General features: G+C 66.6%; 20 protein-coding genes. 16 read left to right on the forward strand and 4 right to left on the reverse strand.

Features of this window, described 5'->3' with window-relative positions; translation table 11 throughout:
- The first annotated feature begins 30 nt into the window (after positions 1-30).
- Positions 31-1302, forward strand: a complete 1272-nt coding sequence (locus AC30PD_RS13105) for a serine hydrolase domain-containing protein (protein ID WP_489536092.1) — start codon at positions 31-33, stop codon at positions 1300-1302.
- A gap of 13 nt (positions 1303-1315) precedes the next feature.
- Here AC30PD_RS13105 and AC30PD_RS13110 read toward each other — a convergent pair whose 3' ends face one another.
- From AC30PD_RS13110 to AC30PD_RS13120, 3 genes are all read right to left on the reverse strand, one after another.
- Positions 1316-2980, reverse strand: coding sequence for a PhoH family protein (locus AC30PD_RS13110; RefSeq protein WP_489536093.1), 1665 nt, complete (start codon positions 2978-2980; stop codon positions 1316-1318).
- A gap of 201 nt (positions 2981-3181) precedes the next feature.
- On the reverse strand, positions 3182-3658 hold the full coding sequence (locus AC30PD_RS13115) for a peroxiredoxin (protein ID WP_489536094.1): 477 nt from the start codon (positions 3656-3658) through the stop codon (positions 3182-3184).
- A gap of 84 nt (positions 3659-3742) precedes the next feature.
- Positions 3743-4141, reverse strand: coding sequence for an Mth938-like domain-containing protein (locus AC30PD_RS13120; RefSeq protein ID WP_489536095.1), 399 nt, complete (start codon positions 4139-4141; stop codon positions 3743-3745).
- 115 nt (positions 4142-4256) lie between these two features.
- On the opposite strand from AC30PD_RS13120, the gene AC30PD_RS13125 reads away from it, so the two are divergent.
- The 9 genes from AC30PD_RS13125 (at position 4257) to clpB (ending at position 13815) form a co-directional block, all read left to right on the forward strand.
- Complete coding sequence (locus AC30PD_RS13125) at positions 4257-5483, forward strand: pyridoxal phosphate-dependent aminotransferase (RefSeq protein ID WP_489536096.1); 1227 nt, start codon at positions 4257-4259, stop codon at positions 5481-5483.
- Between the two features lie 31 nt (positions 5484-5514).
- Positions 5515-6852, forward strand: coding sequence for a homoserine dehydrogenase (locus AC30PD_RS13130; RefSeq protein ID WP_489536097.1), 1338 nt, complete (start codon positions 5515-5517; stop codon positions 6850-6852).
- The gene (gene thrC / locus AC30PD_RS13135; protein ID WP_489536098.1) at positions 6849-8255 is read left to right on the forward strand and encodes a threonine synthase; all 1407 of its coding nucleotides are present in this window, start codon (positions 6849-6851) and stop codon (positions 8253-8255) included. The genes AC30PD_RS13130 and thrC overlap by 4 nt, the downstream gene beginning before the upstream one ends.
- Positions 8256-8858 carry a molybdopterin-guanine dinucleotide biosynthesis protein B gene (gene mobB / locus AC30PD_RS13140; RefSeq protein ID WP_489536099.1) on the forward strand — a complete coding sequence of 201 codons (603 nt, stop codon included), beginning with the start codon at positions 8256-8258 and terminating at the stop codon, positions 8856-8858.
- The gene (locus AC30PD_RS13145) at positions 8794-10005 is read left to right on the forward strand and encodes a molybdopterin molybdotransferase MoeA (protein WP_489536100.1); all 1212 of its coding nucleotides are present in this window, start codon (positions 8794-8796) and stop codon (positions 10003-10005) included. Before mobB ends, AC30PD_RS13145 begins: the two co-directional genes overlap by 65 nt.
- A complete protein-coding gene (locus AC30PD_RS13150) occupies positions 10005-10256 on the forward strand; it encodes a MoaD/ThiS family protein (RefSeq protein ID WP_489536101.1) in 252 nt (83 codons plus the stop codon). Before AC30PD_RS13145 ends, AC30PD_RS13150 begins: the two co-directional genes overlap by 1 nt.
- Before the next feature lies 1 nt (position 10257).
- On the forward strand, positions 10258-10749 hold the full coding sequence (locus tag AC30PD_RS13155; protein WP_489536102.1) for a molybdenum cofactor biosynthesis protein MoaE: 492 nt from the start codon (positions 10258-10260) through the stop codon (positions 10747-10749).
- Positions 10750-10753: 4 nt separating this feature from the next.
- A complete protein-coding gene (gene crcB / locus AC30PD_RS13160) occupies positions 10754-11143 on the forward strand; it encodes a fluoride efflux transporter CrcB (protein ID WP_489536103.1) in 390 nt (129 codons plus the stop codon).
- A 77-nt stretch (positions 11144-11220) separates the two neighbouring features.
- A complete protein-coding gene (clpB, locus tag AC30PD_RS13165) occupies positions 11221-13815 on the forward strand; it encodes an ATP-dependent chaperone ClpB (RefSeq protein ID WP_489536104.1) in 2595 nt (864 codons plus the stop codon).
- Between the two features lie 46 nt (positions 13816-13861).
- On the opposite strand, the gene AC30PD_RS13170 is transcribed toward clpB, so the two are convergent.
- A complete protein-coding gene (locus AC30PD_RS13170) occupies positions 13862-15184 on the reverse strand; it encodes a hypothetical protein (RefSeq protein ID WP_489536105.1) in 1323 nt (440 codons plus the stop codon).
- Positions 15185-15488: 304 nt separating this feature from the next.
- Here AC30PD_RS13170 and AC30PD_RS13175 point away from each other — a divergent pair, with 304 nt between their 5' ends.
- From AC30PD_RS13175 to dnaB, 6 genes are all read left to right on the forward strand, one after another.
- Entirely contained in the window at positions 15489-17588 is a 2100-nt protein-coding gene (locus AC30PD_RS13175; RefSeq protein ID WP_489536106.1) for a sodium:solute symporter family protein, read from the forward strand.
- Between the two features lie 151 nt (positions 17589-17739).
- Entirely contained in the window at positions 17740-18120 is a 381-nt protein-coding gene (rpsF, locus tag AC30PD_RS13180; RefSeq protein WP_489536107.1) for a 30S ribosomal protein S6, read from the forward strand.
- A 50-nt stretch (positions 18121-18170) separates the two neighbouring features.
- Positions 18171-18452: a primosomal replication protein N gene (gene priB / locus AC30PD_RS13185; protein ID WP_489536108.1), complete on the forward strand. Its 282-nt coding sequence runs from the start codon at positions 18171-18173 to the stop codon at positions 18450-18452.
- A gap of 64 nt (positions 18453-18516) precedes the next feature.
- Entirely contained in the window at positions 18517-18807 is a 291-nt protein-coding gene (rpsR, locus tag AC30PD_RS13190) for a 30S ribosomal protein S18 (RefSeq protein WP_489536109.1), read from the forward strand.
- A gap of 11 nt (positions 18808-18818) precedes the next feature.
- Positions 18819-19271: a 50S ribosomal protein L9 gene (gene rplI / locus AC30PD_RS13195; protein ID WP_489536110.1), complete on the forward strand. Its 453-nt coding sequence runs from the start codon at positions 18819-18821 to the stop codon at positions 19269-19271.
- A 153-nt stretch (positions 19272-19424) separates the two neighbouring features.
- Positions 19425-20843: a replicative DNA helicase gene (gene dnaB / locus AC30PD_RS13200; protein WP_489536111.1), complete on the forward strand. Its 1419-nt coding sequence runs from the start codon at positions 19425-19427 to the stop codon at positions 20841-20843.
- Positions 20844-20864: the final 21 nt, after the last annotated feature.

Genomic DNA, 20864 nt, shown 5'->3' on the forward strand with positions numbered 1-20864 from the left:
CTTGCGGCGCGGCCCCAGAATGCGGTCACCATGACCGACACCACCGCGACCCCACCCGCTCCCGTCGAACACCTGAACGCTGCCGCCAGCGACCCGAACCTGCTGGGCTGGATGCAGGGCGCGCCGCCGCCGCCCGAACTCCAGGTGCGCTTCGACGACGGTGGCATGTACAGCTTCCCGAAGCTGCGCTGGGCGTACTCGAACATTCGGCGTTTGGTACCCACGACGAGCGTGGCCCGTGGCGACGGCCCGGTGAGCGTGTTGCCACGCGCCGACCGCGACGACATCGATGCGGTGAGCTTCACACCCATCGGCCGCACCGATGCGATGACCTGGGCGCAGTCTCTCGACGCCAACTACACCGACGGCATCGTGGTGCTGCACCGCGGGCGCATCGTGCACGAGCGCTACTTCGGGGCCTTGGCCCCGCACCGCGCGCACATTGCGTGGTCGGTCACGAAGTCGTACTTCGGCACGATCGCCGCGTCGCTGGTCGCCGAAGGCCGGCTCGACCCGCAGGCACCGGTGAGCGACACGCTGCCCGAGCTGGCCGGCAGTGGCCTGGGCAACGCGCGGCTGCGCGAGGTGCTCGACATGACGAGCAGCATCCACTACTCCGAGGACTACACCAACCCCGACGCCGAGATCTGGCAGCACGGGCGTGCCGGCAGCATCCTCTCGCGCCCCGGAGACTACGCCGGCCCGCAAAGCTTCTACGAGTACCTGCGCACACTGCGCCAGGCCGGGCCGCACGGCCAGGCCTTCGCCTACAAGACCGTCAACACCGACGTGCTGGGCTGGGTCTTGCGGCGTGTGACCGGCGTGCCGCTGGGCGAGCTGTTGCGGCAGCGCTTCTGGTCGCAGATCGGCGCCGAGCAAGACGCCGAACTGATGGTCGACAGCACCGGCACCGAGTTCGCGGGTGGCGGCCTGAACTGCTGCCTGCGCGACCTGGCGCGCTTCGGCGAGCTGATGCGCAACGAGGGCATGCTGAACGGCCGCCGGCTGGTGCCTTCGGCGGCGGTCGCCGACATCCGTGGCGGCGCCGACCCGGCGCACTTCGCGCCGGCCGGCTACGTGACGCTGCCCGGCTGGAGCTACCGCAACATGTGGTGGGTCTCGCACAACGAGCACGGCGCGTACTGCGCGCGCGGCATCCACGGCCAGGGCATCTACATCGACCCGACGGCCGAGATGGTGATCGCGCGCTTCGCCTCGCACCACATCGCCGGCAACATGGGCATCGACCCGACCACGCTGCCGGCCTACCACGCGCTCGCGAAGCACCTGATGGCGGGCTGAAGCCCGCCGCCGCTCACAACACTTCGGAAGCGAAATCCGCCAGGCGTGAACGTTCGCCCCGTGCGAGCGTCACGTGGCCCGAGTGCGGCCAGCCCTTGAAGCGGTCGACCGCGAACGTGAGGCCCGAGCTGCCTTCGGTGAGGTAAGGCGTGTCGATCTGCGCCAGATTACCCAAGCAGACGATCTTCGTGCCCGGCCCGGCGCGCGTGATCAGCGTCTTCATCTGCTTGGGCGTGAGGTTCTGGGCCTCGTCGATGATGACGAACTTGTTCAGGAAGGTGCGCCCGCGCATGAAGTTCAGGCTCTTGATCTTGATCTTGCTGCGCACCAGGTCGTTGGTGGCGGCACGGCCCCATTCGCCGGCGCCGCCGTCGGTGCGGGAGAGCACCTCGAGGTTGTCGTCGAGCGCGCCCATCCACGGGCCCATCTTCTCTTCTTCGGTGCCGGGCAGGAAGCCGATGTCCTCACCGACGGGCACCGTCACGCGGGTGACGATGATTTCGGTGTAGCGGCGGTCGTCCATCACCTGGCTCAGGCCGGCGGCCAGCGTCATCAGCGTCTTGCCGGTGCCGGCGGTGCCGGTGAGCGTGATGAAGTCGCAGTCCGGGTCCATCAGCAGGTTGAGCGCGAAGTTCTGTTCGCGGTTGCGCGCGGTCACGCCCCACACGGCGTTCTTCTGGTGCGTGTATTCCTTCAGCGTGCGCAGCACCGCGGTCTTGCCGGTGATCTCGACGACCTTGGCGTACAGCGGCGCGGCGCCCGGCGCTTCGAGAAACACGAACTGGTTGATCAGCAGCACCGAGACCATCGGGCCGCTGATGCGGTAGTAGGTGAGGCCGCCTTGCTGCCAGCTCTCCATGGTCTTGCCGTGCTTGTCCCAGAAGTCGGCAGGCAGCGGCAGCACGCCGGTGTACAGCAGGTCGCCGTCTTCCAGCGTCATGTCGTTCAGGTAGTCCTCGGCCGGCAGGCCGAGTGCACGCGCCTTGATGCGCATGTTGATGTCTTTCGACACCAGCACCACGTCGCGCCCCGGCTGCTGCTCGCGAAGGGCCTGCACCACCCCGAGAATCTGGTTGTCGGCCTTGCCTTGTGGCAGGCCGGCCGGAAGCTGCACGTTGATCAGGTTGGTCTGGAAGAACAGCTTGCCTCCGGCCTCGCGGTGGCCGGTGCGGGCGAGTGGCAAGCCTTCGGACATGCCTGACGCGTCACGGCTCGGCATGCTGGCGGCCAGCGCGTCGAGTTCGCGGCTCACCTGGCGCGCGTTGCGCGAGACCTCGGTCATGCCGCGCTTGTGCCCGTCGAGCTCTTCGAGCGTGATCATCGGCAGGTAGATGTCGTGTTCCTCGAAGCGGAACAGCGAGGTCGGGTCGTGCATCAGCACGTTGGTGTCGAGCACGAACAGGCTGGCCGGGCCGGTGCCGCGCGGCTTGCGGGCGCGTGCCTGCGGGGCGGGGCGCCGCACCACGGGGGCGATGACCGGGGCGACGGGGGCGGGCTTGACCGCGACCGCCTGCTGCATGCCACCGCCATCGAACAGGTCGAGCACCGCCGGCGACGTGGGCTCGGACGCGGCGCGGGTCTTTTGGGGGCGCTTGCCCGGTTGGGGGGCCGACTGCGAATCGAAGTCGGCGGCGGTCAGCAAAGAGGCTCGTTTGGCAGGCGGCTTGGGCAGTGGCATGGAGGCTTCTTGAGGGGCTGAGAAACAAAAAAGCCGCACAGTCGGCTGTGCGGCTTGGGGTGAAAGATGCTTGCGTTGCGGTTCGCTGGCATGAAAAAGATTATGCACAAGTTGCGTGACCGTTCTGCTCGCAGAAGAAACCGGCCGCAACAACAAAAAGGCCGGCTTCAGCCGGCCTCTCGCAGGGAACAAGCGGCAGTGTCAGCTGGCCTTCTTGATCGCCTTGACGGCTTTCAGGACTTCTTCGACGTGGCCGGCCACCTTCAGCCCGCGCCATTCGCCGACCAGCATGCCGGTGCCGTCGATCAGGAAGGTGCTGCGCTCGATGCCCTTGACCTTCTTGCCGTACATGATCTTGTTCTTGACCACGCCGAACATGTGGCAGAGCTTTTCTTCGGTGTCGGCGATCAGCTCGAACGGCAGCTCGAGGTTCTGCTTGAACTTGTCGTGCGAGGCCATGTTGTCGCGCGAGACACCGAAGACCACAGCGCCCGCCTTCACGAATTCCTTGTGGTGGTCGCGGAACTGCATCGCTTCGGTGGTGCAGCCAGGGGTGTTGTCCTTGGGGTAGAAGTACAGAACGACGATCTTGCCGGCGAAAGCCTGGGGCGTGAACTTCACGCCACCGGTTGCAAGCGCTTCAAATTCCGGGAGGGGTTTATTGAGGGCTGGCGTCATGGAGTATTCTGTTTGGTTGCTTTGGTGCCGATAGGCCCCAACCCATCGATTATAAACGTTGCGCGTCCCTCGCCCACGCCCGCTTCAACCCCCACCGACGGGTGATACCGCGGCCTCGAACAGCAAGGCCGCGAGCACCGATCGGCCTTCGGCGAGCAGCACGTTGTAGGTGCGGCAGGCCGCCGCGACGTCCATCGTCTCGATGCCGATTCGCTGCGACATCAGCGGCCGCAGCAGGGCCGGGGCGGCGAAGCGGATTCGCGTGCCCGAACCGAAGATCACGAGTTCGGGTTTCAGATCGGCCAGCAGCGCGAAGTGCGCTTCGGTGAGCGCGCCGAAGTCGGACACCGGCCATGCGGCCACCGCACCGTGCCACGGCACGAGCACGCTGCTGCGGTGCTCGACACCGTTGACGATCACCCCGCCGGGGCCGTGGCGGGCAATGGCGTTCTGGCCCTCGATGCGATCGGCTTGCAGTTTCATGGGTGCGTAGTTGTCCGGTTGGGCGCTTTGGCCGGGTGAGTTGCCCTCGTGCAGCAAAACCCCTGTGGTTAAATTGTAGGTTTTGCAGCCGCGTCCAGCGCCAGGAGTGCTTCTTTTGAAACCCGTCGTCAAGTCAGCCAAGCTCGCCAACGTGGCCTACGACATCCGCGGGCCCGTGCTGGAGAAGGCCCGCCAGATGGAGGAAGAGGGCCACAAGATCATCAAGCTGAACATCGGCAACGTGGCCGAGTTCGGCCTGGAGCCGCCCGACGAGATCGTGCAGGACATGATCCGCAACATCCCGCACGCGGCCGGCTACACCGACTCGAAAGGCCTGTTCGCCCCGCGCAAGGCCGTGGTGCACCGCACCCAGCAGCAGGGCGTGCGCGGTGTGGCACTGGAAGACGTGTACCTCGGCAACGGCGCCTCCGAGCTGATCACGATGAGCATGAGCGCGCTGCTCAACGACGGTGACGAAGTGCTGATCCCGTCGCCCGACTTCCCGCTCTACACGGCCGTGGTCGGCCTGTCGGGTGGCAAGCCGGTGCACTACGTGTGCGACGAGGCCTCTGACTGGATGCCCGACGTGGCCGACATGAAGGCCAAGATCACACCGCGCACCCGCGGCATCGTGGTCATCAACCCCAACAACCCGACCGGTGCGCTGTACCCGAACAGCGTGCTGCTCGAGATCATCGAGCTCGCGCGCCAGCATCAGTTGGTGATCTTCGCCGACGAGATCTACGACAAAACGGTCTACGACGGCCACAAGCACACCAGCATGTCGTCGCTCGCCGACGACGTGCTGTTCGTGACCTACAACGGCCTGTCGAAGAACTACCGCTCCTGCGGCTACCGCGCCGGCTGGATGGTCGTCTCGGGCGAGAAGCGGCACGCGCGTGACTACATCGAGGGGCTGAACATGCTCTCGTCGCTGCGTCTGTGTGCCAACACGCCGGGGCAACTCGCGATCCAGACAGCGCTGGGCGGGTACCAGAGCATCAACGACCTGGTGGCGCCGACCGGGCGGCTGTGCCGCCAGCGGGACCTGGCCTACGAGCTGCTGAGCGCCATTCCGGGCGTGAGCGTCGTCAAGCCGAAGGCCGCGCTCTACATGTTCCCGAAGCTCGACCCGAAGATTTACCCGATCGCCGACGACCAGCAGTTCGCCTACGAGCTGCTGTCGGAGCAGAAGGTGCTGATCGTGCAGGGCACCGGCTTCAACTGGAAGACACCCGACCACTTCCGCATCGTCTTTCTGCCGAATTCAGACGACCTCACCGAAGCCATCGGCCGCATCGCACGGTTCCTCGAGCATTACCGCAAACGCCATTCGCACTGACTCTTTTGAGACTGCCCCAGAGGCACGCAACATGACACCGATTCAAGTAGGCCTGCTGGGCATCGGCACCGTGGGCAGCGGCACCTTTCACGTGCTGCAGCGCAACCAGGAAGAGATCCAGCGCCGCGCCGGCCGCGGCATCCGCGTCACGATGGTCGCCGACCTCGATACGGCGCGTGCCAAGAGCATCGTCGGCGATTCGGCGCAGGTCGTGAGCGACGCGCGGCTCGTGATCGCCAACCCGCAGATCGACATCGTGATCGAACTCATCGGCGGTTACGGCATCGCCAAGACGCTGGTGATGGAAGCGATCGCCGCCGGCAAGCACGTCGTCACCGCCAACAAGGCCTTGCTCGCGGTGCACGGCACCGAGATCTTCGCGGCGGCGCGCGAGAAGGGCGTGGTCGTGGCTTTCGAAGCGGCCGTGGCCGGGGGCATCCCGATCATCAAGGCGCTCCGCGAAGGCCTCACCGCCAACCGCATCGAGTGGATCGCCGGCATCATCAACGGCACCACCAACTTCATCCTCTCGGAGATGCGCGCCAAGGGGCTGGACTTCGACGTCGTGCTCAAGGAAGCGCAGCGCCTCGGTTATGCCGAGGCCGATCCGACCTTCGACATCGAAGGTGTGGACGCGGCCCACAAGGCGACCATCATGAGCGCGATCGCGTTCGGCACGCCGGTGCAGTTCGAGAAGGCGCACGTCGAAGGCATCACGAAACTCAACGCGGCCGACATCCGCTATGCCGAGCAGCTCGGCTACCGCATCAAGCTGCTGGGCATCACCAAGCGACGCTCGGGCGTGAAGTCGCCCGCTGGTGCGGTCGACGGGATCGAACTGCGCGTGCACCCGACGCTGGTGCCTGCCAAACGCCTGATCGCCAACGTGGAAGGCGCGATGAACGCGGTGGTGGTGCAGGGCGACGCCGTCGGCACCACGCTCTACTACGGCAAGGGTGCAGGTTCCGAGCCGACCGCCTCGGCCGTGATCGCCGACCTGGTCGACATCACCCGGCTGCACACCGCCGACCCCGACCACCGCGTGCCGCACCTGGCTTTCCAGCCCGGCGAACTGCACGACACCCGCATCCTGCCGATCGATGAAGTGGTGACGGCGTACTACCTGCGCCTGCAGGTGGCCGACCAGGCCGGCGTGCTCGCGCGCATCACCGGCATCCTGGCCGAGCGCAACATCTCGATCGACGCGCTGCTGCAGCGCGAATCTGCCGAGGGTGAGGCGCAGACCGACGTGATCATCCTGACGCACGACACGGTCGAAGGCCGCATGAACGAAGCCATCGCGCAGATGCAGGCCTTGCCGACGGTGCTGGCGCCGATCGTGCGAATCCGCAAGGAAGAGCTGAGTTGAAGTACATCAGCACGCGCGGCGACCAGACCGAACGCAGCTTCTGCGAGATCCTGCTCGAAGGCCTGGCGCCCGACGGCGGCCTGTACCTGCCCACCCACTACCCGACGATCGAAGGGGCCACGCTCGCGCGCTGGCGCGGCCTGAAGTACCACGAACTGGCGTTCGAGATCCTCTCGCTGTTCGTCGACGACATTCCCGCCGCCGACCTGCGCGCGCTGGTCACGAAGACCTACACGAGAGAAGTCTTCGGCACCGAGCAGATCGTGCCGCTGCGGCCGCTTGAACCCGGCGTCTACCTCGAAGCCCTGTCGAACGGCCCGACGCTGGCCTTCAAGGACATGGCGATGCAGTTGCTCGGCAACCTGTTCGAGTACGAACTCGCGCGCCGCGGCCAATCGCTCAACATCTTGGGCGCCACGTCGGGCGACACCGGCAGCGCGGCCGAATACGCGATGCGCGGCAAGGCCGGCGTCAACGTCTTCATGCTCTCGCCCAAGGGCCGCATGAGCCCGTTCCAGCAAGCGCAGATGTTCAGCCTGCAAGACGCGAACATCCACAACATCGCCATTGAAGGTGTGTTCGACGATTGCCAGGACATCGTCAAGGCCGTGTCGAACGACCTCGCTTTCAAGCGAGCCCATCACATCGGCACGGTGAACTCGATCAACTGGGCGCGCTTGCTGGCCCAGGTCGTCTACTACTTTGCCGGCTACTTCCAGGCGACGAAGCGCAACGACGAACAGGTGAGCTTCGCGGTACCTTCGGGCAACTTCGGCAACATCTGCGCCGGCCACGTGGCCCGCATGATGGGCCTGCCGATCCGCCGACTCGTGCTCGCCACCAACGAGAACAACGTGCTCGACGAGTTCTTCCGCACCGGCACCTACCGTGTGCGCAGCAGTGCCGAGACGCACGAGACCTCGAGCCCGTCGATGGACATCTCGAAAGCCTCGAACTTCGAACGTTTCGTGTTCGACCTGCTGGGGCGCGACGCACAACGGACCCACGCGCTGTTCAAGCAGGAACTCGACCGCAACGGCGCTTTCACGCTCACGGCGCCGGAATTCGCGCGCATCGGCGAGTTCGGCTTCGTGTCGGGCAGCAGCACGCATGCCGACCGGCTGGCGACGATTCGCGACACGCATGCACGCTTCGGCACCGTGATCGACACCCACACCGCCGACGGCCTGAAGGTCGGGCGCGAACACCTCACGCCAGGCGCGCCGACGCTGGTGCTCGAGACCGCCTTGCCCGCCAAGTTCGCCGAGACCATCGTCGAGGCGATCGGCCAGCAGCCCGACCGCCCGGCGGCGATGCAGGGCATCGAGCAACTCCCCAAGCGCTTCGTGGTGATGGCGGCCGACGTTTCAGCAGTGAAGCGCTTCATTGCCGAGAATGCCTGAATGAAGGTCGTCGGTTTCAGCGGCTATTCGGGTTCGGGCAAGACCACGCTGGTCGAGAAGCTCATCGTCCGGCTGAAACTGGCCGGGCAGCGCGTCTCGGTCGTCAAACACGCCCACCACTCGTTCGACATCGACCACGAGGGCAAGGACTCGTGGCGGCACCGCGAGGCGGGCGCGTTCGAGGTCGTGATCGCTTCGGATCGTCGCCTCGCGAAGATCCGGGAATACGAAGTGAATGCAGCACCCACGGTGCACCAACTGATCAACGAGCTTTACGACTGCGACTGGGTGCTCGTCGAAGGCTTCAAGCACGCGGCGCTGCCCAAACTCGAGATCTGGCGCGCCTCCACCGGCAAGCCCGCGCAGTACCCTGACGATCCGTTCGTCGTGGCCGTCTGCACCGACGCGCCGAAAAGCCTGCCGCAGCCCACCGGGCTGCCCGTGCTCGACCTCAACCAGGCCGATGCCGTCGCCGAGTTCCTGTTGGCCCACCCTGGACGCTATGAGTACATCTCACCCTTCGCCGACGAGACCGCCGATGCTGACGCTGGACGAAGCGCTGAGCCGCTTGCTCGGCGCCGTCCGGCCGTTGCCGGCGACTGAGCACGAAGCGCTTTCCACCTTCGACGCACTCGGCCGGGTGCTGGTCGAAGACGTGCGCTCCGGGCTCGACGTGCCGCCGGCCGACAACACCTCGATGGACGGTTACGCGATGCGCTGCGCCGACGTGCCGGTGGCGGGCACCGTGTTGCCGGTCAGCCAGCGCATCCCGGCTGGCGTCGTCGGCGAAGCCTTGAAGCCCGGTACGGTGGCGCGCATCTTCACCGGCGCGCAGGTGCCGGCAGGCGCCGATGCCGTGGTGATGCAGGAGCAATGCGAAGGCTTCGGCGAGGGCGTTCGCGTCGACGTGGTGCCGGCGCCAGGCCAGTGGATCCGCCGGCGCGGTGAAGACGTGCAGCAAGACCAGGTCGTCTTGACGGCTGGCACACGACTCACGCCGCAAGCGCTCGGCTTGGCAGCCTCGGTCGGCGCTGCCACGCTGGCCGTGGTGCGTCGGCCGCGCGTCGCGCTGTTCTCGACCGGCGACGAACTCGTGATGCCCGGCGAGCCGCTCAAACCCGGCGCGATCTACAACTCGAACCGTTTCACGCTGCGGGCCTTGATCCAGGCGATGGGCTGCGATTGCACCGACCTGGGCATCGTGCCCGACAACCTGGCCGCCACGCGCGACGCGCTGCGCCGTGCCGCGCTGGGCAACGACCTGATCGTCACCTCGGGCGGCGTGTCGGTCGGCGAAGAAGACCACCTTCGGCCCGCGGTTCAGGCCGAAGGCCGCATCGAACTCTGGCAGATCGCCATCAAGCCCGGCAAGCCACTGGCCTTCGGCGAAGTGAACCGGCCCGACGGCTCGGCCGCCTACATCATCGGCCTGCCGGGCAACCCGGTGTCGAGCTTCGTCACCTTCCTGCTGATGGTGCGGCCGGTGCTTCTGCGCCTGCAGGGCGCGAGCGACCTGCAGCCGGCCCACACCCTGATGCGTGCCGACTTCGACTGGCCGCGCCCCGACAAGCGCCGCGAATTCCTGCGCGTGCGTCGCAACGACGCCGGGGGCCTCGACCTGTTCCCGAACCAGAGCTCCGGGGTGCTGACCTCGGCCGTCTGGGGTCACGGTGTGGTCGACAACCCGAGCGGGCAGGCCATCCGCCGCGGCGATGCGGTACGCTTTCTCGCCTTCAACGAAATGCATTGATGAAGATCACCGTGCGTTACTTCGCCTCGATCCGCGAGGCCCTGGGTTCGAGCGAAACCCTTGAGGTGCCGGCTGACGCCACCGTCGGCAGCGTGCGCGATGCGCTGATCGCGCGTGGTGGTGCCTACGCCGCGGCGCTCGCCCGCAACCGTGCCTTGCGCAGCGCGTTCAACCACCAGATGTGTGGCGACGACGTGAGCGTGACGGCCGACGCTGAAGTGGCGTTCTTCCCGCCCGTCACCGGTGGCTGAGATGGGCCAGCCGCGTGTCACCGTGCAGACCGCGGACTTCGACCTCGGCGCCGAGGTCGCTGCGCTGCGCGTGCAAGACGCCGGCATCGGCGCGGTCGCGAGTTTCATCGGCACGGTGCGCGACCGCAACGACGGTCTGGGCGTCAGCGCGATGGAACTCGAACACTACCCGGGCATGACCGAAAGCGCGATCGAGGCGATGATCGACGAGGCCCACGGCCGCTTCGATATTCGCGGCGCGCGCGTGATCCACCGTGTCGGCCTGCTGCAGCCGCTCGACCAGATCATGATGGTCGCAGTCACCTCGGCGCACCGCGGCCAGGCCTTCCTGGCCTGCGAATTCCTGATGGACTACCTGAAGACCCAGGCACCGTTCTGGAAGAAGGAGCAAACGCCCGAGGGCGCGCGCTGGGTCGACGCCCGCAGCAGCGACGACGCGGCGGTGGCGCGCTGGGGCCTGCCGGCGGGCAACGCCGCCCTGTCTAAGGGCTGACCCGATGAGCGCGGCTCTGCCCTGGGCGCACGTGCTGGCCGTCGCCGTGGGCGCGGCTATCGGGGCGATCGCACGCTGGTTCGCCGGCCTGTGGTTGAACGGGCAGTGGTCGGGCTTTCCGCTGGGCACGCTGCTCGTCAACTGCGTTGGCGGCCTGTTGATCGGCGTGGCGCTGGCCTGGTTCGAACGCTCGCCCGACGAGTTGTTGCGGCTGCTGCTGGTGACGGGTTTTCTCGGCGGGCTGACGACGTTTTCGGCCTTTTCGGGCGAGTCGCTGTTGCTGCTGCAGCGCGGGCAGTTCGCCCTGGCGCTCGGGCACACGGCGGCGCATCTGTTCGGGTCGCTGGGTTTTGCCGCCCTGGGCTACAGCGTGTTGCGCGCCGGTTTGCGCTGAATCAAACCGCGGCGCCGGCGCCGCCTTGAATCCGCGCCAGATTCCCCCATGTCCATCGCAATCGGAGGTTTTTCCCCATGCGAATCGACAAACTCACCACCAAGTTCCAGGAAGCGCTGGCCGACGCCCAGAGCCTGGCCGTCGCACGCGACAACCCGTACATCGAACCGGCGCACCTGCTGGCGGCGATGCTCACGCAAGCCGACGGCCCGAAGGCGCTGCTCGAGCGTGCCGGCGTCAACAACGCGGCGCTGAAGACGGCGCTCGACACCGCCATCAATGGCTTGCCCCAGGTGCAGGGCAGCGGCCAGGTCGTGCAGCCGGGCCGTGACCTCACGGCCCTGTTGCAGGCGACCGAGAAAGAAGCCGGCAAGCGCGGCGACCAGTTCATCGCCAGCGAGATGTTCCTGCTGGCGCTGGCCGACGCCAAGACCGACATGGGCGGCATCGTGCGTGGCCATGGCCTGACGCGCAAGGCGCTCGAAGTGGCGATCGACGCCGTGCGCGGCGGCGCCACGGTCGACAGCGCCGAAGCAGAAGGCCAGCGCGAGGCGCTGAAAAAGTACACGCTCGACCTGACCGAGCGTGCGCGGCAAGGCAAGCTCGACCCGGTGATCGGCCGCGACGACGAGATCCGCCGCGCGATCCAGGTGCTTCAACGTCGCACCAAGAACAACCCGGTGTTGATCGGCGAGCCGGGGGTCGGCAAGACGGCCATCGTCGAAGGCCTGGCGCAGCGCATCGTGGCCGGCGAGGTGCCCGACTCGTTGAAGAACAAGCGTGTGCTGGTGCTCGACATGGCGCTGCTGCTCGCCGGCGCCAAGTTCCGTGGCGAGTTCGAAGAGCGCCTGAAGTCGGTGCTGAAGGAAGTGGCGCAGGATGCAGGCCAGACCATCGTCTTCATCGACGAGATCCACACCATGGTTGGCGCCGGCAAGGCCGAAGGCGCGATCGACGCCGGCAACATGCTCAAGCCGGCGCTGGCGCGTGGCGAGTTGCACTGCATCGGCGCGACCACCTTGAACGAGTACCGCAAGTACGTCGAGAAAGACGCGGCGCTGGAGCGGCGCTTCCAGAAGATCCTCGTGGGCGAGCCGACCGTGGAAGCCACCATCGCGATTCTGCGCGGCCTGCAGGAAAAGTACGAGGTGCACCACGGCGTGGAGATCACCGACCCGGCCATCGTGGCCGCGGCCGAGCTGAGCCACCGCTACATCACCGACCGTTTTCTGCCCGACAAGGCGATCGACCTGATCGACGAAGCGGCGGCCAAGGTCAAGATCGAGATCGACTCCAAGCCCGAGGTGATGGACAAGCTCGACCGCCGGCTGATCCAGCTGCAGATCGAGCGTGAAGCGGTGCGGCGCGAGAAAGACGAAGCCTCGAAGAAGCGCTTCGACCTGATCGAGGTCGAGATCGAGAAGCTGCAGCGTGAGGCCGCTGACCTCGACGACATCTGGAAGGCCGAGAAGGCGGCCGCGCAGGGCTCTGCGCATGTCAAGGAAGAGATCGACCGGATCCGCACCCAGATCGAAGAGTTCAAACGCAAGGGCGACTTCAACAAGGTCGCCGAGTTGCAGTATGGCCGCCTGCCCGAGCTCGAGAAGACCTTGAAGGACGCCCAGGCGAAAGAGACGAAGAAGGGCGCTGCCAAAGGCAAGCCGCAACTTTTGCGCACAATGGTCGGCACCGAAGAGATCGCCGAAGTGGTGGCGCGCGCCACCGGCATTCCGGTCTCGAAGCTGATGCAAGGCGAGCGCGACAAGCTGCTGCAGATGGAGGCCAGGCTGCACGAGCGTGTGGTGGGGCAGGACGAAGCGATCACGGCGGTGGCCAACGCGATCCGGCGCTCGCGCTCGGGCCTGGCGGACCCGAACCGCCCGACCGGCTCGTTCCTGTTCCTCGGCCCCACCGGTGTGGGCAAGACCGAGCTGTGCAAGGCGCTGGCGGGTTTCCTGTTCGACAGCGAAGAGCACCTGATCCGGCTCGACATGAGCGAGTTCATGGAGAAACATTCGGTCGCACGCATGATCGGCGCGCCGCCGGGCTACGTGGGCTACGACGAGGGCGGCTACCTCACCGAAGCCGTGCGTCGCAAACCCTACAGCGTGCTGCTGCTCGACGAGGTCGAGAAGGCGCATCCCGACGTCTTCAACGTGCTGCTGCAGGTGCTCGACGATGGCCGGCTGACCGACGGGCAAGGCCGCACCGTGGACTTCAAGAACACCGTGATCGTGATGACCAGCAACCTCGGCTCACAGCAGATCATGCAGATGGCGGGGCAAAGCAGCGAGGCGATCCACGATGCGGTGTGGGCCGAAGTCAAGCAGCACTTCAGGCCGGAATTCCTGAACCGGCTCGACGAGGCCGTGGTGTTCCATGCGCTCGACGCGAAGAACATCCAGGCGATCGCGAAGATCCAGCTCAAGGTGCTCGAGGCCCGGCTCGACAAGATGGACATGAAGCTCGACGTGTCGGCACGCGCGCTGGCCGAGCTGGCGAAGGCGGGCTTCGACCCGGTGTTCGGTGCGCGGCCGCTCAAGCGGGCCATCCAGCGGCAGATCGAGAACCCGGTGTCGAAGCTGATTCTCGAAGGGCGCTTCGGCCCGAAGGACGTGATTCCGGTCGACTTCGAAGGCGGCCAGTTCGTGTTCGAGCGCGTGGTGCACTGAGGGCCGCACAGGGAAGCGAGGCGGCCGGGCGCGGCCGCGGCGGGCTTCAGCCGTCCTCGAACACCGAGTCGAGGCGCAGCACCTGCAGCCGCGCCAGCGTGAGGTTGGCCTGGGCCTTGTCGAGCACGGCGTGCAAGGCGAGGCCGGGGTGGCGCGGCACCGCACGGATCAGCAGGTGGTGCGAGCCGAGCGTGATCGCGGCTTCGGGCAGCGTGTGGCCAAGCCCCAGCTTGCGGCTGGTGGCGCCGATCGCGGCGAGCAGTTCGGTGCCGTGGGTCGCCAGATCGGCGGCGCCCGGGCTCGCGCCGGCGTGCGTGACTTCGCGCCCGGTGGCCACGTCGAAGATGCAGCAGCTGACCATGCCGCCGAGTTCGATCAACTGGTGCACGTAGCGCTCGAGCACGCTCTCGGGCACGGGCGCCGCAGCGCGCGCGCCTGCGGCGGGAACCGCAGGCATCGGCCGCATCGTCAACGGGGGTGTGGCGGCCGGACGAAGCGGTGCCGCAGCCGCGTCCGGGCTGGCAGCGACCGGTGCGCGCGCCGCGGCTGCAGGCGCTGTGCCAACCAGTGCCGGGATCGCGCGGCCGTCGGGCTGCGACTGTTCGCGCAGCCTGTTCCAGGTGCCGTTGATGAAACCCCAGGCGTCGGCCGGGCGTGCCACCTGCGGCGTGGTGCGCACGCTCACGCCGGTTTCGCGCGACAAGGCCATGCCTTGCGACACCAGCGCGCTGGCCGAGGCCAGTGGCAACAGAAGCATCTGCCGGTTCGGCCACGGGCCGGCCAGCATGGCTTCCTGCAGGGGCTTGATCGCCGTGGCGATCGCGTGGGCCGGCAGGTCGCCGACCATCACCACGCCGAGCCGGCTGAAACCGAGCAGCATGCGGGCGATGCCGTGGCGCGCGGTGGTGTCGGCGTCGACCTCGGTCGAATAGACCCGCAACAGCGCGCCTTCGGCGGTGGGAAGCTCGATGAACTCGAGCGTGGCCAACGGCGTGCCGTAGCCCTGGCGGCGGATCGTCAGCTTCTGCATGGCGCGTCCGCTGGCCGTGGCGATGCCCGCCAGCAACTTGCGCGACGAGGCCGTGGCGATGTCGTGGATCGCGATGAATTCCGGGTGCAGGTGCTCGAACTGCTGTTGCAAGGCCTCTGCCGGAGCGCAGGAGACGAACAACTCACGCTCGTTGGTGCCGGTCTGGCGCCCGATGTCGCGCTTTTCAGGCGCGGCCTCGTCGTCTTCGTCGGTCAGGAATTGCGTGGCCAGCGAAGTCTGCGCACGCGTGGCCTGCCAAGCCTCGGGCGCAGAAGGGGCCCGCGACGGCGCCGCCTGAGTGGGCTTCCATTCTGACTCGGCGCCGTTCGGAGGTGTCATCGCGAAGGTTCTCGTGGAGATCGTCGACCTGTGCTGCGCTGATGTCCCTGGGGTGCACGCACAACCGCTGGTCACACGAAGTCTGCCCGAGTGTAATCCCGGCTGTGGGCAGACCCCGACGATTGGCGGAAGGTTTTCACGCCGAACCCGGTGAAGCGGGTGGCGAGTGCGCCCTCAACAACGAGGCGACTGTTCCTGTCGGCCGCGGCAGCGGCAAGGCTGGGCGGCACAATCGGCCCATGTGCTGCCACGTCGACTCTCCCAAGCCGTCTTGCCGATGGGCGCCCGGCCGAGACCGGCTGACATGACGCGCCGCTCGGATTCGACGCTGGCTTTCAGGCACCGGCTGAACCGGATCTACCTGCGTGCGACCGTGGGCTTCATCGTTTTCGTGGCGATGGTCGCCGTGCTCGAGCAGATGGGACTGCCGCGACGCTGGGTGGGCGTGGTGTTCCTGCTCGCGACGGTGGGCCTGTATGCCGGCATCGGCATCATCAGCCGCACCACCGATGCCACTGAGTACTACGTGGCCGGGCGGCGCGTGCCGGCGGTCTACAACGGCATGGCCACGGCGGCCGACTGGATGTCGGCCGCCTCTTTCATCGGCCTCGCGGGCACGCTCTACCTGCAGGGTTACGGGGGCCTGGCCTACGTGATGGGTTGGACCGGGGGCTTCGTTCTGGTGGCGCTGCTGCTCGCGCCCTACCTGCGCAAGTTCGGCCAGTTCACGATCCCCGACTTCCTCGGCGAGCGCTTCGGCGGCAACCTGCCGCGCCTCATTGGCGTGCTTTCGGCGATCCTCTGCTCTTTCGTCTACCTGGTGGCGCAGATCTACGGCGTGGGCCTGATCACGACGATGCTGACCGGGGTGGATTTCGTCATCGGCATCTTTCTCGGCCTGGGTGGCGTGCTCGTGTGCTCGTTTCTGGGCGGCATGCGCGCGGTCACCTGGACCCAGGTGGCCCAGTACATCATCCTGGTCATCGCCTACGTGGTGCCGGTGGTGTGGCTGTCGGTCAAGCAGACCGGCGTGCCGGTGCCGCAGCTCGTGCTCGGCCAGCAACTCGCCAAGGTGAGCGAACGCGAACAGCAACTGCTGAACGACCCGAAAGAGCTGGAGGTTCGCGCGCTCTTCAAGGCTCGTGCCGACGAGTACGGCGACAAGCTGAAGAACGTGCCCGAAGCCCTGGTCGGTGACCGCATCGCAGCGCGGCAGCGGGTCGAAGACCTGAAGCTCGAGAGGGCGCCGTTGCGCGACATCCAGCGCGCCGAAAAGGCACTCGCCGCGCTGCCCAAGAACGAGCAACTGGCGCGCGAGGCCTGGCGGCGTGCGCAGGCGAGCAACACCCTCAGTGCACAGCCACTCGGCGGTATGCCACCGCATGCGCAGCAGTTCGCCGGCGACCCCGAAGGCAACGCCGCCCAGCGCCAGGCCTTCACCGAGTCGCGCCGCAATTTCATCGCGCTGATGTTCTGCCTGATGCTGGGCACGGCCGCGCTGCCGCACATCCTGATGCGCAGCTACACCACGCCTTCGGTCAAGGAGGCGCGCGAATCGGTGGGCTGGTCGCTGCTGTTCATCGCCGTGCTCTACGTGACGGCGCCGGCGCTGGCGGTGCTGGTCAAGTTCGAGGTCTTCAATGGCCTGGTCGGCCTGCCCGTCGACCGCTTGCCGGCCTGGATCGCCAACTGGTCCCGGGTCGACTCTTCGCTGGTGTCGGTGACCGACATCAACCTCGACGGCATCCTGCAGCTGAGCGAGATCCGCCTCGGCAGCGACCTGGTGGTGCTGGCCACGCCTGAGATCGCCGGCCTGCCCTACGTCGTGTCGGGCATGGTGGCCGCCGGCGGCCTGGCGGCAGCGCTGTCGACGGCCGACGGGCTGCTGCTGACGATCTCCAACGCCTTGTCGCACGACTTGTACTTCAAGATGATCGGGCGCAACGCGTCGGGTTCGCGCCGGGTCACGATCTCCAAGGTGCTGCTGCTGGCGGCAGCGCTGGCCGCGGCGGCGTTGGCGACACAGAAGCCGGCCGACATCCTGTTTCTCGTCACCGCGGCGTTTTCGATCGGTGCTTCGGCGTTTTTCCCGGCGCTGGTGCTCGGCATCTTCTGGAGCCGGGCCAACCGCTGGGGTGCGGTGGCCGGCATGCTGACGGGCCTGGCGATCACGCTCTACTACCTGGTGCACAACGAGCCTTGGCTGCGCGGCGCGTTCGGCGTGGTGGCGCCGCCCGAACTCTGGTTCGGCATCCTGCCGATCTCGGCCGGTGTGTTCGGCGTGCCGGCGGGTTTCGTGGCCTGCGTGCTGGTGAGTCTGCTCACGCCGGCGCCATCGCCAGCGCAGCGCGCCTTCGTGCGGGCCCTGCGCCACCCGCAGGGCTCCGAAGGGCCGAGCGACTGAGCGAATGGCCTGCGGCGCCGCTCTCGGGCTATAATCTTCGGCTTGCCTTGCCACACCCGGGTCTGACGCTTCGGGGTGGCTTCCAACCCTGACCCCTGCGCCGCCGCATCCCGCGGCGGTGTCGCGGTGACGGAAACCACAAGGAGTCTCAATGCGTCACTATGAAATCGTGCTGCTGATCCATCCGGATCAAAGCGAACAGGTTCCGGCCATGCTGGAACGCTACAAGGGTGTCGTCACCGCCGGCGGTGGCAAGGTGCACCGCGTGGAAGACTGGGGTCGTCGCCAGATGGCCTACATGATCCAGAAGCTCGCCAAGACGCACTACCTGTGCATCAACATCGAGTGCGGCAAGGAAGTGCTGGCCGAGCTGGAAACGGGTTTCCGTTTCAACGACGCCGTCATCCGCCACCTCACGGTGCTGAAAGACGAAGCCGAAACCGCGCCGTCGGTCATGATGAAGATGGTCGAGCGCGAAGATTCGCGCAAGGCGCCGGCGCCCCAGCAACAACACCAGGAAACCGCAGCCTGACGCGTTCAGTAAACGCGTCGGCCGCTGGCCTGGCTTCGCAGCCGCGCTGAATGAACCGTCTGGTTCTGACCGCACAGTTGCTCGAGCGAGGCGCGTTGCGTTACACCCCGGCCGGTTTGCCCGCCCTCGATTTGAGCCTGAAGCACGAATCGCAGGTCACGCAAGACGGCCAACCCAGGCAGGTCTTCTTCGAGATCAAGGCCAGGGCAATCGGGGCGGTCACGCAGCAGGTGGCGGGCCTGGAAATGGGAAGCACACATGGCTTCGCCGGTTTTCTGGGTTCGCAACGCAACGGCCGCGGAGTGGTGTTCCATGTGACCGAGCTCGATTGAACGAATCGGGCTCACTGTTCGAAATACGTCCGCATCCGGACTTGATTAGCAAAGAGGTGTCAATATGCCCCCGCCACGTGGTAAAGGCCGGTTCTCCAAGGACCGCAAACCCAAGCGCAATACCCAATCCCTGCTGTTCCGTCGCAAGCGCTTTTGCCGCTTCACGGTCACTGGCGTCAAGCAGATCGACTACAAGGACGTCGACACCCTGCGTGACTTCATCGGTGAAAACGGCAAGATCACGCCCGCCCGTCTGACCGGCACGCGCGCGTTCTTCCAGCGCCAGCTGACGACGTGCATCAAGCGCGCCCGTTTCCTGGCCATGCTGCCGTACAGCGACCAGCACAAGGTCTGAGGAGCACACACATGCAAATCATCCTGCTGGAAAAAGTCGCCAACCTCGGTAACCTCGGCGACGTCGTCAAGGTGAAAGACGGCTACGCACGCAACTTCCTGATCCCGCAGCGCGCGGCCCGCCGCGCCACCGAATCGGCGATCAAGGAATTCGAAGCGCGCCGCGCCGAGCTCGAGAAGGCTGCTGCCGAGAAGCTGGCTGCTGCCAGCGCCCTGGGCGAGAAGATGAGCGGCCGCACGGTGCACATCACGCAAAAGGCCGGTGTCGACGGGCGCCTGTTCGGCTCGGTCACGAATGCCGACATCGCCGACGCGCTGACCCGCATCGACTTCAAGGTCGTGAAGTCGCAGGTGCGCCTGCCGAACGGCCCGCTGAAGACTGTGGGCGAGCACACGGTGAGCGTGTCGCCGCACACCGACGTGGTCGTGGAAGTGAAAGTCGTCGTCATGGGCGAGACAGACTGACGCCTCACAGCCGAAGTCATGAGGGGCCGGCCATGCCGGCCCTTTCTCATTGGAGCGGCAGTTTTCCTCTGCTTTCCACCGGGTTGTGCACATGGTTGCACACAGCGGGTTCACCCGGTACGCGACTTGCGTCTGTGTTCATAGGATCAATCGATGTCGGCCGTCTTCCCCTTCCGAGATTCCAGCGCGACCCGTTCTGACGACGAGGTCTCGAAGCTGCGCATTCCGCCGCACTCGGTGGAGGCCGAACAGAGCGTGCTGGGCGGTCTGCTGCTCGACAACAGCGCCTGGGACCGCGCCGGCGACCTGCTCGTCGACAGCGACTTCTACCGCTTCGAACACCGGCTGATCTACGCCGCCATCGGCGGGCTGATCGGTGCGACCAAGCCGGCCGACGTGATCACGGTCTTCGAGCAATTGCAGAGCCTGGGCAAGGCCGAAGACTGCGGTGGCCTGGTCTACCTGAACGCGCTGGCGCAGAGCGTTCCCAGCGCAGTGAACATGCGGCGCTACGCCGAGATCGTGCGCGAGCGCGCGGTGCTGCGCAAGCTCGTCGCGGCGAGCGACGAGATCGCCACCAGCGCCTTCAACCCGCAGGGCCGGCCGGTCTCCGAGATCCTCGACGAGGCCGAAGGCAAGATCTTCCGCATCGGCGAAGAAGGCTCCAAGTCGCAACAGGGTTTCCAGAGCATGGACTCGCTGGTCGTGGCCTTGCTCGACCGCGTGACCGAACTGCACGAGAACGGCGCCGAAGACGTGACCGGCGTGCGCACCGGCTACTTCGACCTCGACCGCATGACCTCGGGCTTCCAGCCCGGCGACCTGATCGTGCTGGCGGCGCGCCCTTCTATGGGCAAGACCGCGTTCGCGCTGAACATCGCCGAGCACGTGGCCGTGAGCGAAGGCCTGCCGGTCGTCGTGTTCTCGATGGAAATGGGCGCTGCGCAGCTCGCACTGCGCCTGGTCGGTTCGCTCGGCCGCATCGACCAGAGCAACCTGCGCACCGGGCGGCTCAAAGACGACGAATGGGGGCGCCTCTCCGAAGCGGTCGAGAAGCTCGGCAGCGTGAGCATGTTCATCGACGAAAGCTCGGCGCTCACGCCCACCGAAGTGCGCGCGCGGGCCCGGCGCCAGGCGCGCCAGTGCGGCCAGCTGGGCATGATCGTGGTCGACTACCTGCAACTGATGAGCGGCAGCGGCGGCACCAGCGAAGAGAACCGCGCCACCGTCATCGGCGAGATCTCGCGCGGCCTGAAGTCGCTCGCCAAGGAACTGAAGTGCCCGGTGATCGCGCTCTCGCAGCTGAACCGCAGCGTCGAGACCCGCACCGACAAGCGCCCGATGATGAGCGACCTGCGCGAGTCGGGTGCGATCGAACAAGACGCCGACGTGATCATGTTCATCTACCGCGACGACTACTACACCAAGGAAGCCAGCAAGGAACCGGGTGTCGCCGAGATCATCATCGGCAAGCAGCGCAACGGGCCCACGGGCACGGTGAAGCTGTTCTTCAACAAGCCGCTGACGAAGTTCGACAACCTCGCACCCGGCAGCGCAGGCGGCGACTATTGAAGCTGTTTGATGCCGCGGGGG

The sequence above is a fragment of the Rhizobacter sp. genome (assembly GCF_032229685.1).
Taxonomy (GTDB): domain Bacteria; phylum Pseudomonadota; class Gammaproteobacteria; order Burkholderiales; family Burkholderiaceae_C; genus LMDS01.